At 56.0% G+C, this 13,175-nt stretch carries 8 protein-coding genes and 2 pseudogenes; 5 read left to right on the forward strand and 5 right to left on the reverse strand.

Annotated elements, in window-relative coordinates:
• The first annotated feature begins 4 nt into the window (after positions 1-4).
• Genes NKH02_RS16790 through NKH02_RS16800 form a run of 3 tightly spaced genes read left to right on the forward strand, consistent with a single transcriptional unit; the run spans position 5 to position 5,063 of the window.
• Positions 5-928: a DUF4007 family protein gene (locus NKH02_RS16790; RefSeq protein WP_352880138.1), complete on the forward strand. Its 924-nt coding sequence runs from the start codon at positions 5-7 to the stop codon at positions 926-928.
• Positions 925-4,227 (forward strand): hypothetical protein, encoded by a 3,303-nt coding sequence (locus NKH02_RS16795; RefSeq protein ID WP_352880139.1) that lies wholly within the window; start codon positions 925-927, stop codon positions 4,225-4,227. Before NKH02_RS16790 ends, NKH02_RS16795 begins: the two co-directional genes overlap by 4 nt.
• Positions 4,224-5,063, forward strand: coding sequence for a phosphoadenosine phosphosulfate reductase family protein (locus NKH02_RS16800; RefSeq protein WP_352880140.1), 840 nt, complete (start codon positions 4,224-4,226; stop codon positions 5,061-5,063). The genes NKH02_RS16795 and NKH02_RS16800 overlap by 4 nt, the downstream gene beginning before the upstream one ends.
• A 12-nt stretch (positions 5,064-5,075) precedes the next feature.
• On the opposite strand, the gene NKH02_RS16805 is transcribed toward NKH02_RS16800, so the two are convergent.
• Genes NKH02_RS16805 through NKH02_RS16820 form a run of 4 tightly spaced genes read right to left on the reverse strand, consistent with a single transcriptional unit; the run spans position 5,076 to position 9,890 of the window.
• The gene (locus NKH02_RS16805; RefSeq protein ID WP_352880142.1) at positions 5,076-7,235 is read right to left on the reverse strand and encodes a DEAD/DEAH box helicase family protein; all 2,160 of its coding nucleotides are present in this window, start codon (positions 7,233-7,235) and stop codon (positions 5,076-5,078) included.
• Between the two features lies 1 nt (position 7,236).
• A complete protein-coding gene (locus tag NKH02_RS16810; RefSeq protein ID WP_352880144.1) occupies positions 7,237-7,707 on the reverse strand; it encodes a DNA phosphorothioation-associated protein 4 in 471 nt (156 codons plus the stop codon).
• A complete protein-coding gene (locus NKH02_RS16815; RefSeq protein ID WP_352880146.1) occupies positions 7,708-9,732 on the reverse strand; it encodes an AAA family ATPase in 2,025 nt (674 codons plus the stop codon).
• Positions 9,732-9,890, reverse strand: a complete 159-nt coding sequence (locus NKH02_RS16820) for a hypothetical protein (RefSeq protein WP_352880148.1) — start codon at positions 9,888-9,890, stop codon at positions 9,732-9,734. Before NKH02_RS16820 ends, NKH02_RS16815 begins: the two co-directional genes overlap by 1 nt.
• Before the next feature lie 148 nt (positions 9,891-10,038).
• Here NKH02_RS16820 and NKH02_RS16825 point away from each other — a divergent pair.
• Both NKH02_RS16825 and NKH02_RS16830 read left to right on the forward strand, forming a co-directional pair.
• Positions 10,039-10,557 (forward strand): annotated as a pseudogene (locus NKH02_RS16825) (hypothetical protein); the annotation flags it as partial.
• Between the two features lie 39 nt (positions 10,558-10,596).
• Positions 10,597-11,112: pseudogene (locus NKH02_RS16830) on the forward strand (IS91 family transposase); the annotation flags it as partial.
• Positions 11,113-12,091: 979 nt separating this feature from the next.
• Here NKH02_RS16830 and NKH02_RS16835 read toward each other — a convergent pair.
• On the reverse strand, positions 12,092-12,937 hold the full coding sequence (locus tag NKH02_RS16835; RefSeq protein WP_352880150.1) for a hypothetical protein: 846 nt from the start codon (positions 12,935-12,937) through the stop codon (positions 12,092-12,094).
• Between the last annotated feature and the right edge of the window lie 238 nt (positions 12,938-13,175).

Consider the following 13,175-nt stretch of genomic DNA (forward strand, 5'->3'; position numbering starts at 1 on the left):
TTGTATGAAGCATTCCATCCTTAGTTCCGACGCCCGAGGGCAGTTTGCCGGCCATGAGACGTTCCCATTGCGTCTTCTTTGGCTGAAGAAGGCTTACGATGCTGTGGAATGCGGCGCACCGATTGGAACATTTCAGGAACAGTCAGCTATCGCACGTTTTGGGGTCGGTCGCAACATGGCCGTTTCCATGCGTTATTGGGGCTTGGCGTCCCGCTTTATTGAGGAGGCGGATCGGACGCTCCGCCCGACCCCCTTAGGGCGAGCAATCTTGGCTGACGATGGATATGATCCGTTTGTCGAACGCACCGCTACAACTTGGCTGGTCCATTGGGCAGTAGCCGGCAACCCGTTTCTGACGACGACGGCGTACTATGCCTTCAACGCTTTGACCGCTATCGAGTTTGATCCTCCGATGCTCGTCGACGAGCTGTCGGATCTCGTCGAAGCGAGGGGCTGGAAAGCGACCAGAGGGACTCTCAAACGTGACGTCGAGGTGTTTCTACGTAGCTATATCCGGCGTGAAGACGGCCAGCCCGAGGATGCAGCCGAACCGCTACTTGCGGAGCTCGGTTTGATACGCGAGGCGCGCTTCGGCGGATGGAATGAGTTCGTGCGGGGGCCCAAGCCCACCTTGCCGGATGGAATCTTTGCGTACGCACTTGCCGAATTCTGGGATCGTCAAGGCGGATCCACTGTGATTAGCGCGGAGCAAGTTTGCTACGCAGTTGGATCTCCAGGTCGCGTGTTCAAGCTCGACGAGGATAGTGTCGTAACTCGGCTGATGGGTCTGGAAGCACTCACGGACGGGGCGTGGATTTGGACTGATACAGCCGGCCTGCGGCAGATACAGCGTGTCGGCGAGGTAAATCATTTGGCGCTTGTGGCGCGCGGCTACCATCCCCACTCGGCATTGGCTGTGGCTGCATGACGAAACTCGCCTCGATTGTCGAGATCAATCGCCGTTTTGCGCGCTCTGCGCGTCTGGACGCGGATCTCAATGGCACTCCACCCTTGGTTGGCTATGTGTTGCAGGCTAGCGTGGAAAAATCTCTGTCTACTCTTGCGGCCAGCCAAGTCGACAGCAAGCAAGGGGCATTCACCTGGACCGGGCCTTATGGCGGCGGAAAGTCGAGCGCCGCGCTGTTGATGGCTAACCTCGTGGCTGGACCTCCCGAAAACCGCAAGATCGCGCGGCAGATCGCCGGCAAGACCCTCACTGCAATCTACGAGAAGGCGTTTCCGGAGGATCGTGGACCTTGGGCGGTCGTAGCAGTCACCGGTAGTCGCACTGGGCTTCGCGAAGCAATCGCTGAGGCCGGGGTAATCGCGTTCGGATGGTCGAAAGCAGTTCTAAAGCGCGCCATAGCTAGTGATGACAATCTGATTCAGACGCTATTGACGTCGGCGACCATTACGCACAGCGGCGCCCTCGTGGTGTTAGACGAACTTGGAAAGCTGCTTGAACACGAGGCCCTTGAGGGCGGCGACATTCATCTGTTGCAGGATATCGCCGAGCACAGTGCCCGCAGCGACGGCCGCTTGATTGTGGTCGGCATTTTGCATCAAGCCTTCGATCAATATGCGGCACGGGCTTCGCGCGACGCGCGTCAGGAATGGGTCAAAGTTCAAGGCCGATATCAGGACATTCCATTCCTTGCGGGCGCCGACGAGACGGTGGCACTTCTCGGCCGAGCAATCTCCTGCAACGAGCGACCGAATTCCGCGGCAGTTGCGGCTGATTCAGTTGCCAGAGCTGTCGGAAAGCGACGGCCGACCGAAGAGAAAGTCCTAGCCGAGGCTCTAACTGCAACCTGGCCCCTCAACCCCGTCACATCTCTCTTGCTTGGCCCGGTGTCGCGACAGCGGTTCGCCCAAAACGAGCGGAGTGTGTTTGGTTTCCTAAGCTCAGCCGAACCAGCGGGATTTCAAGAGCATCTCAATACCAGCATTGGAGATAATACCTACAACCCCGATCGACTCTGGGACTATCTCGCTTCTAACTTCGGCATGGCGCTAGCAAGCGGCGCCGATGGACCCCGTTTCAGCTTGGCATTTGAGGCAATCGAGCGGGCAGCAGCAAGAGGTGGTGCACTCCACGTCGCCTTGACAAAATGTGCCGCAGCTATCGAGTTCTTTCGGAATGGATCTGGTCTGGCGCTTGCCGACGACATTCTTGCGGCCGCCACACCCTATGCGTCGGAGGTCGACCGCCGGGCTGCCTTGGCAGAATTGCTCGAATGGGCCATCCTAATTAGGCAACCACGCCTGAACGGATATGCCCTTTTCGCCGGCAGCGATTTCGATCTAGATGATGCTATTGCCAAGGCGACAGGTCCGCTTGATCCGGAGCAGCTGGCGATTACACCGCAACGTGTCGGCTTGGGTTTTGCAACGGCCAAGCGGCACTACTTCCGAACCGGTTCGCTTCGGACCTTTGAAATCATTATTATGCTTGCGGGCCATGTCGACACTGCTGAGCAACTTGCTGATCGCATCAAAGGTCGGCGACTGCAAGGCAGCGGTTCACTTGTTCTTTTGTTAGGCGACGGTTCACTCGATGCCAATGAGATAGCTGGTCGTTGTAAGGCCATTGCCAAACTGCTCCATAAAGCAGATGTGATCGCCGCTATCGGAGGTGTGACAGACGGCTATTCACTTCGCTTAAGCGCCGCCGAGCTATTTGCGATCGAACGCGTCTTCAGAGAGCATCCACAACTTGAAGGCGATCGAATCGCTCGGCGCGAGATGGCTGCGCGGCGGTCCGCCGGGGTTGATCTCGTGCATCGAAACCTTGAAGCCGCACTCAACAACACGCGCTGGTGGTTAGCACCCAACCCGACCCGCTCGCTCCGTGAACCTCTAACGCTCGTGGCGACGGAACTCGCCGATGCCGCTTTTCATCAGGCGCCGGTGCTCCAAAGCGAACTGCTCCAACGTGACCGGCCATCATCAAGCGCAATGGCAGCGCTTCGCGAGCTCTGCCATGCGATGGTGTCGCGTTCAGATCAACCCGCTCTCGGCATCACCGGATTTCCGGCCGAGATGGGATTATATCTGACAGTACTAAAACCATTCGGCCTCCATGCCGAAATCGAGACGGGAGCGTTCGATTTTAGAGGACCGACAGGAACTGGAGACGCCGAGACGTTGAAACCAGCGTGGGCGGTACTTGAAGGGGCTTCGGACATCAGCCTGGGTGAGCTCTACCGGATTTGGGCGGCGCCCCCGATCGGATTGAAGGCAGGAGTAATGCCCGTTCTCGCCCTCGCAAACCTGATGGCCAATCGTGATCGGCTTGCGGTCTACATCGATGGTGCGTTTCAGACCGGCCTTGACGACGTGTTCGTTGACAAGCTTTTGCAGAAACCGGCTGACATCCGTTTGCGTCGGATTGATAGATCTGTTCGTCAGGCAGCTTTTTTGAGCGGCTTGGCTCAACGGCTCGGAGTAAATGATGAATCCGCTTCGCTTCCGATCGCGCAGGCGTTGTTCCGTCGCTACGAAAATTTGACACCCTATGCACAACGCACGGACACGATCAGCGAGATCGGTAAGAACGTACGCGGCGTCGTTCTGAAATCGCGCGACCCTGAAGGCCTCCTTTTCCAGGATCTGCCAGCGGTGCTCGATGATGCGTTTTCTGCAGAGTTAGTCTATCTCGCGCTTGTCGAGGCTGAATTAGCCTATGGTTCCCTTCTCAATCAGCTTCGAGCCGCCCTTGCACGATCACTGGCAGTTGAGGCCACAACTTTCGCGGGTCTCGCAGAGCGCGCTGCCTCGATCAGGAATCTGACAAACGACTTTGCGTTTGAAGGATTTGCGATGCGCGCCGCTGCGTTCGATGACGGCGAGGGCGATATTGAAGGCATAGCTAGCCTCCTGCTTCACAAGCCATCTCGCCAGTGGTCGGATCGAGATCGAGATCAGGCATTGCTGCAACTGGCGCGTTTTGGCCGTCAATTTCGCGAGCTGGAAGCGTTGGCCGTGGTGCGTGACCGTCGGTCAAATACGGAAGCATTGGCTCTCGTCGTCGGAGTTGATCCGCGGACTCCTCCGCTGCTGCGTAGCTTCGTGTTAACTGAGGCCGAAAAGGCCGAAGCAACTGCGTTAGCCGACCGGCTTCTGAGGGTCTTGGGTACTAACGACTCCATCGGGCGCATTCAGTTTGCGGCCCTCGCGCGAGCCGTTGCCAGCCTTGCAGCTGATATCGAATTGGAAGTGGCATGAAGGCTGATAGGCATATTCTGGGCGTATCGGGTGGGCGTGATAGCGCTGCGCTGGCTGTTTACATGCGGCAACACCACCCTAGTCTACCAATCGAATATTTCTTTACCGATACTGGGAAGGAACTGCCTGAAGTCTACAGCTTTCTGGACAGGCTCGAAGGCTTTCTCGGCAAGCCAATCTTGCGCCTTAATCCTGATCGTGATTTTGATTTTTGGCTTGAGGAATATGGCAATTTCCTACCATCGCCACGAACACGCTGGTGTACCCGGCAGTTGAAACTTCGGCCCCTGGAACAATGGATCCGTCCTGACCTCGAACTTGGAGTGACGATTCACTCATACGTTGCGATTCGCGCCGATGAGCCCACCCGCGACGGCTACCAAGCTACCCACCCCAACATGCACGTACATCTCCCTCTTCGCGAAGCCGGGATCGACCGCGGGAGGGTCATCGAAATGCTTCAACAGGCCGATGTCGGCGAGCCTGAGTATTATGGCTGGCGGTCGCGATCGGGCTGCACCTTTTGCTTTTTCCAGCAAAAAATCGAGTGGGTACGACTTGCCGAGCACCATCCTGACCGGTTTGCCGAAGCAATCGACTATGAGAAGACAGCGTTGAAAGACGGGTCTCCATTTACATGGAGTCAGGGCGAGAGCCTCACAGAACTAATTGCGCCGAAACGGGCAGAGCAAATCAAACTGGACTATGAGCGTCGTGCAGAACGCCTGCGTAAGCGTCGTCCGCAAAATCCGCTATCTGGCAAATCGCCCGATACGATCGATGACGTTTATGGGATCGATGAGAGCGTTGGTGGTTGCGTCATCTGTCACAAATGAGCCGATCTGCTTCTAAAGCAGGTGCTCAAGACCATATCTATGCAATGTCGGCCTCAGAGCATCATAAGCTTCGAACCGGTTTTCCGAAAGTTTCGCGAATTCTGCTACGCGCTTCAATTCATCGACGATGAGGCGCTTCGCGAACTCTTCATCCGCGTCGAGCCCGTCGGGAACAACGACGATGAAGTCGTGAATAGTGGCACTGACCTTCCCAGGTGACCGGCGAAGAATGCGTCCCCTGCGCTGTATGAACTGTCGAGGATCCTTTGAACTGGCAAGGATATAGGCGGTGCCGCATGCGGGCACGTCGATACCCTCATCAAGGCAACGAATTGCAACCATGGCATCAATCACGCCCAAGCGGAAGTTCTCTAGAATTGTTGCACGCTCCTTGCGCGATTCTCTTGAGGTGAAGCGGGAAACATCCCAGCTCATCCTATGCAAAAGTTCACTCACCGCTTCGATTTGCCGCTGCTCAAATGAGCCGTCGGAGTCATCATCTTCTTCGTCTGTTTCGACCGAACCGTCGCCGCAGTAAAAGAGTGTATGGGTGCTGGGCTTTTCGTGGGCCAGGACTCGAGCAAGCTCGCGCAGTTTGTTCGCGGCAGACCCCACCAGCCGCGATCGCCGCATTAACAGCGCCTTCAGATGCGGCGATGCGTTGTCCGCAGATGCATTCTCGTTGCGGGCGAACTGTCGGCCGATCTCGGAACACAAATCAAAAAACTCGGTGACCTCGTTGTGAGTGAATTCAATCACGTGTGGATAGTATCGATAAGGGGCGAGAACTTTGTCCTCAATGGCTTGTGCAAGAGAGTAGTGGAAGACTTGATCTCCGTAGTAGGCTTGGAGACGTGTATTCCGCTCGCTATCCAAGTAATGTTCAGGCGTCGCTGATAAGCCCAACCGATACTTGGCCTGAAGGGGTAAAGCTGCCGAAAGTGAAGCCGATCCGTGATGATGACACTCGTCACCGATCCAGAGCATCCAAGCGCCGCGTACTTGTGCGAGGCAATCTTGAAACTCCTGGGTTTTGAGGGTGCGATTTACAACCACCACGGCGGTGAACTCGCGCGCCCCCAGAGCTGCCTCATGGACAGCCATCCTCAGATCCTCGACCCATTGATCCTTCGAGACATAGCAGCGGATCGCATAGATGTTGAACACCGAGAGGATATCGCACCATTGGTCCGCTAGATTCTGGTACGGAACTGCTATTACACAAACCAAACTCTTGATCGCTTGCGACAATCTCACTATGGCGTGGATCGCCGTCACTGTCTTGCCTGAGCCAGTGGCCAAATCCAGGATGCCATGAAAATCCCCAACCGCCCTCCAGTTGTCCAGGGCTTGGATCTGATGCGGGCGAATGGTGAATGGCTGGCCGTTGATGGCCTTGGGCTCACTCGGTCGCGAGGCATGCGTTCTCGCCGAGGTGTTCGTGCCCGTGTAAATTCGCGCTGCTATGGCTGCCTCAAGTTCGGGGTCTGGGACATATTCCAAGGACCGTGCGACTGCAACCAAATGATCCTTTACGGCTGTAGGAATATCGAGGACCGCGGTGCCGTTGCTCACATTTTCCCACAGTCGCTCAAAGCTCCTAGCATGCGGGGCGTAATAGTCGGCCAATTCCGGTCTCCACGACGGAAAGACGTCAATCGACTCGTAGTTGAAAGCGGGCAAAAGCGCGTACAAGCTTTCGTTGGCTGAACCCGCAAACAGCACGGAATCGCCGGTATCATCCGTGATGATACCAATTTTGTCGTGGTACATGCCCTTTGCGCGGAGAGCGATCTTCACTTCAAGACGGCCGTGAGCAATCAGCCAAGCCAGTGTTTCAACCCGGTTCTGAAACAGATCATCACTTGGGCTAACTATCTCGTTGAGGAATTGCCGCCCGATCGCTTCCGATATCTCGCGCTGCCGGTAGCCGGCCATCACGGCATCCAGATCGTCCTGATCGCAGAAGGCGCCTAAAACGAGCCGTATCTGCCCGCCGTGCTTGACGAAATTCGAGAGCGCCTGTGCAGCATAGCTCAGCGTTGCAGCGGAAAAGAAACCCACCGCCCGATCATAGCGGCTCGCAGTTGCCAACGCCGGGAAATAGAAGTCGTCAAGTATATTGTCGGTGTCCGATTTGTATACGGACTTCAGGGGCAAATCTCGCAGCATTTCAAAATTTCAAGCTCGACAAGTCAGGTTCCGTGTCGTCCCCGGTCAAGTATTTCATCTCATGAAGTGCGTCCACAATCGCGCGGTCTGGATACTCACCTCCCGAGCGCTGCAAAACCTCCCGAAGAATAAATAGTCCTCCGTTCGCATATTCCTCAAAAATTTCTGCGCAGCGACCCTCTTCTCCGTCTTTAAGGATTTCTGTGTCCTTCATTTCTGCCAAGGCAATCAGCCAAATGAGGTCTTCTGCGTCGCCTCGCTCAAATTGTTGATAAGAGACATCCTCCACGCCATCATTCTTGTCCAATGGAGTTCGCCTTTTTTCAGAGTAACCGAGCAGTGCAGCGAAGCAGAGAAGCTCGCGAATCGTCGGGAACAATGCTCGCGGCATCCCAGCGAGTTTCGACACAAGTCGCTGTACCATCTCCTCGTGAACCCGGCTTCGATTGATGTTTGGCGCTCTAGCGGGCATTCAGCTCACCTGCACTATCGACGTGCCATCGAATTTCGAATCGAACGTCGTTGTTTCGATAACCTGTCCGTTGAATTGCCGCGACTCGTGGGCCTTGGCACCTCGAGCTCCTTTGTTGCGCCTGACCAGCACATATTCGGAACCGATGCAGCCGCCAAGACTCTGCATGACTTCTTCGGCAGCCTGGGATTGCGACAGCAACAAGACGACTTGGCTGGCCATCTTCGGAATGAAATCCGCCGTTGCCGATCGATAGGCTCGGTCCAATTGCCCAAAAGGCGAATCGAGGACAAGCGGAGCGACGGTGCCAGGCAATAAGCTCTTGTCTTCGGCATTCTTGCGGATCTTGGCGAACTCCACGAGAGCCGCAGTAAATGCGAGGCCCAAGAGTTGGTTCTCACCGCTCGATTTCGGCAGTGCGATTCCGTCGGAATTGACCAAACTTACCACGTAGTCGTCCGACATGCGCAGAGTGAGGTTCTTTCGGCTGGTGGCCTCTATGATCTTGCGGATGCTGGCGCGGAGCACACGTTTTGCCTGAGCTTCTTCATCTCGCAGCCGATTCTCCAACGATCCCTTGATGTTCTCGCACAACGCTCGCCGCTTCGCGAAAACCTTCGTCTCCTTGTCCTGAATCGCTAGTTGGTTGAGTTCTCTTTCACAACGAGCAACTTCGGATTCTGCCGCCTTGATGTTGGTTTCAATGGAGCCCCGCTCGCGATCGAGCGTGGAAAGTCGTTTACGGAGTTCTTCCCGCCGCGTCTCGCGCTCGGCGATATCGCCAAAATTCACCCCCTTCAGTTTGTCACTGACGTCACCGAGCTTGCCTTCGAGGAATGCTATCTCCTCGTTTGTGCCGGCAAGCGCGCGCTTTGCCGCCATCAACCTCTCTGGCGCTTTGGCGCGTTCCGATTTGAGATTGCTAAGGCGCGCCCTAACCTTTGTAACACGATCTCGCATAGCTTGGTTGGCAGCTCGGTCGAGCAACCTTGCAACTCGTTGCGCAACTTCACTCCCTGGCTCTATGTGGGCGCCGCAAATGCAGGTCTCATCGTGCAGGATGTCGCGGACAAATTCTTCATTGTAGGGCGAAGGTATTCGTCCTCGGTGTTCTTCGCTGTCAATGAATTCGAACGCCTCCTCAGTCAGGCGCTTTGATACGATGAATCGACCATTTTCACCGAGCCATTTCAGAACCTCCTCCTCCTGGTCACCGCGCCGCTTTTCCGCACGCTGTCTTTGAGTTTGAAGGGTGTCCCGCTCGTTCTGAAGGCTTTTGGCCTGGGCGGTGTTTCTGAGCTTTTCTTCGATATCGGCGATCTGGCTTTCTACGCTGCGATACTCCTCCACATTTAAATCAATGGAAGATTTCGCCTGCTCGATTTGAGCGGTAAGGGAATCGATTCGGTTACTGAGGTCAGTGATTTGAGTGGAATGGCTAATACCAGGCATTTGCCTGCGAAACGCCTTTGACACGGCTTCCAAGTCATCGATTGCTGTTTCGATCAGAGTGCATCCGAGAATGTCACGCACCGCGTCGCCAATAGCAGATCGGTTTTGCTCCCCTAGAAAAATCTCGGCGTGCTCGCCGTCGAATAAAAAATGCCCAGCCATTTCCCGGGGGATGACCGTGTTGATAAAAGTGTCTTCGGGCTCAATGTAAATTTGGCTGCCGGCGTCGATCCGAGCGATCCGGAACGGACGCTCAGACCCGGAAACCGCGCCAGGCTTGAAGTAGCGCTTGGCGATGTACTGGCTACCGTTGTGTTCGAAGAGCACCTCCACCGACGCAGTGTTTCTGCCCTCTGCTTTCGCGTCGTAGTTCAGAATGTCTTCACTTTTCTCAAAACGGGCTGTGGTTTGCCCGTAAAAACACCACAGAAGTGCGTTGAGAAGCGTCGTTTTGCCGACGCCATTCTCAGCATAGACAAGTGTCACATTTCGAATCGGGTCGGTCGAGAATGTGATGGCTGACTCGCCGTGGAAACAACGAAAATCTTTGAGTCGGATCTCCTCAAGCAGCATTATCGTTCGTCCTTGGCGGCACGTTCGATGATTTCGCGAACCTTCCGCTGGCGCTCAGTTTTGACGTTTCTTTTCTCAAAATAGTAATTTCGCTGAAGAGCGATGAGCTCTTCAATTATCTTGTCGGTGCTGTCGGTTGATTCAATATCTTTGGTCACGGCTACCCCCCGATTTGTCGCCCGAGTCCGCCGTGAAAACTGTCAGAAAGACACGGCGAACGCAATCGACAATGAACGGAAAGTATTTCCAGAACGCCCTAGTCGAGAAGAGGAAGAACCTAGCTCACACGCCACGCCCCTACTGCGAGAACGCCGGCGGCTTGCGTGGCATTTGCCCGACGACTTTAACACACGGCGCCCAGAGGAACAGGAAGAGATCCTGGAATGGGTCCGGCGTGTAGTCATCAGCGGGTCAACAGACTACCGGAGATTCCAGGCTGCTGCGTTGAAACAGCGTTACGCCATCCGTTTCCCAGGTATCACATATGGTCAGTCGGACGCCGCAAATGACGGCTACCGAGTTCGGCGTGAGCGCCAGGATGACGATGGTGCTCTGTTCACCGACCCTGACCTGATGTCCGGCGTTATCGACGCCCCGCCTGCGCTCGCCATGGAAATGGCGGATCTGATCCGCTTCAAGACCGCGACACTCACTGCGTTCGGTCTGCAGCGCAACGGCGTTTGGGGTGAGGAGACCGCATCGCAGAAGGTCGAGCATCTCGGTTTGATGTTCGGTGCGTTGGCTGCGCAGCCGCGCGGACCAGTCCGCGGCCATGGCGTGTCGCCGCAGCATCTGACATTTGGCCTGCTCGTCTTCCCATCTGTCTGAGATTGGTATGTGCAATGGCGCGAAAGGCGGCGCGGGTTCCTGCGGCACCTGTCGCCAGTCCGGAAGAAGCGCTGGATGGTCTATGCCAAGGCGCCCTTCGCCGGGCCGGAAGCCGTGCTTGCCTACCTGTCGCGCTACACCCACCGGGTCGCGATCTCGAACCGCCGCCTGATCGCCTTCGACAAGAACAGCGTCACCTTCCGCTACAAAGACTATCGTCGCGAAGGCGCCAACCGCCAGCAGGTCATGGTGCTCGCGATTGATGAGTTCATCCGCCGCTTCCTGCTCCATGTCCTGCCGCACGGCTTCCATCGCATCCGGCATTACGGCCTGCTTGCCGGCGGCTCCCGCAAGGCCAGCCTCGCGCTCGCCCGCGAACTGCTGAGCGTTGCCACACCTCCCGATGACGACACCCCGCACGAGCCGGAAGACTTGCGCCCGTCATGCCCGTGCTGCGGCGGACGCATGATCGTCATCGAGGTGTTCGAACGGTGGAGGCAGCCGCGCGGACCGCCCAACGCGACCGCGGCGAGCCGGGAGAACTCTCCATGATCCGGCATGGCCCGCTTGCCCCCACGACCGCGCTACGCCGGCGCAGGTCAACGGAAACGCATGTGCGCTTTGCTGTTGCGCCCGTCATCAGGCACGCGAACCCAGTCAGAATCACCGCAACAAGCTCCCCGACCAAGCCCGGACGTTACTTCCTCGACACGCCCGCAGCACGAAATGTGAGCGTTCGCGACAGGCGCTGGCACACCCCGCCACACAAATCCCCATAGCGCACAGCATGCGGCCCGCGGGTTCCTGCATGGGAGGCTTTCGTACGCCTGACGGCACCCGAAACCCTTCACATGTCAGACCTTCATTTGAGGTTTCGTGGTACCCGAAAGCGGACATGCGGATTAGGCCGCCGCGCAGTTCATTTTCGAGCTGAGCCGGCGGTATCAAGAAAGAAAAATGTTCAAGCCGACGGTGATGACGCCCAAGTGGCCATCCCAAGTTGGAGGTCTTGCCGAAGGCGATCTGGTCGGCCAGTAGTCGACTTCGACCAAGCAAAGGGCAGGGCGTTCAGGAGGAATGCGGCGGCGGCCACACAATAGCGGACGGGTTTTCCCGGCTGAGGTTGATGGTTTTGTATAGTCATTCTTCCGGCAGAAAATAGTTATTCTGCTATATATCCTCTTGCAAGTGCAAAATAAACTGACAGTGAAATACTGTAACGCTATCAGCTAATTATGTTTTGCAATCAATAAGATATAGTCTACAGTTGGCGCCTTCACAGTAGCCGACCATCCGCCTATTCTGGTAGCAAGTGTTAGCGTATCTGCAGAAATCATCTTTCGATCTATTTGGATCATTGCATGAGCGCATCCTTGCGAATGGCTCTATGTGGCTGAATTCAGTGGTGAGCTTATCAAGATAGTCCGTATACTTCTTTATCTGCTCAACGGTGGCGACTTCGGCATTGAAATTGTCAATGGCATCCTGAAGGCTTTCCGGCACGGAATTCTCGCTCATGGCCTAGCTCCCTTCATTGATCGCGTATCGCAGCCGCGATCAGGTTCGCGCTATAGATCGCTTGGATTTCCTTGGAGTCACTGGGACCCATCGTGATGGTTACGGTCTGTGTGCGTTTGCGGCTGGCGTTAAACAGCGGGCTATTCCCAACGTTGGCGCTTACGTGAACCAGTTTCCATACCGGATTCACGTTGCCAGACACGGTGACGATGAACTGAACCTCGTCACTGAACACCGTGAACGGCGAGACTTTGCCGTTGTTGGGTATCGGATCGCCTCCTGCGGCAAGGCCGGCCTTGGCGATGATAAAATCATCGATTTTGAGCGTCCCTAGGATCGGAACGCGACCGTAGCCGACGCAGTCCTCACCTGAATGCTGTCCCACAGCTTCTTTGCCACCTCGGTTTTCCTTGATATGCGCCATGAGGTCGCCGAGCAGATAAGTGAACGCGATTGTCTCAGTTCGTGTCGCTTGGGTTGAAGTTTGCAAGCCCAAGCCGAGCGTGAAATTCTGCGAGCTGGTGACGTTGCCGCCGGTAGGAAATGTGGAGATCACGTTTCTCATAGGATCGATGATCGACACACCTGGATTGAAGTTTCCCGTGTCGTCAACGACGAGCTTAAGGTTCACCTTGGCCTGCCAAGTCTTAAGCCAGTCCACGGGCACGTTTTGATCGGCCCACATCGCTATTGCCTTCTCGGCTCCGGTCGCGATCTCGCACTGGACGTGCTTGATAATATCGTTCTCGGTGATGGTATCGTCTTGGGCATACCCGCTAGGCGCCATGTCCGGCACCCGGGTCCCGCATCCCGACAAAAGGCCGAATGCCATTAGTATGACGGGCAACTTGCGTCGCATGTAAACCTCCAGGAAAGGGCTTTGTCGAGCGCACGCATGAACTGTCGAAGCGGTGTGCGTCCCCGCGCTACATTCCCCCCACTCAACTATAACTGCCTACGCGAGTTGAAGATCGCCCGCAATTTATTGGCTCGGATATCCACCGTTATACTTGCGCAGAAGCAACCATTAATGGGCAATTGTAGCCGGCCGGTTTCGACTCCAAAGCAGTGGGTCGGCAGCGCGGCCTGTCAAGTTG

The sequence above is a fragment of the Mesorhizobium sp. M1396 genome (assembly GCF_040317725.1).
In the GTDB taxonomy this organism is placed as follows: domain Bacteria; phylum Pseudomonadota; class Alphaproteobacteria; order Rhizobiales; family Rhizobiaceae; genus Mesorhizobium.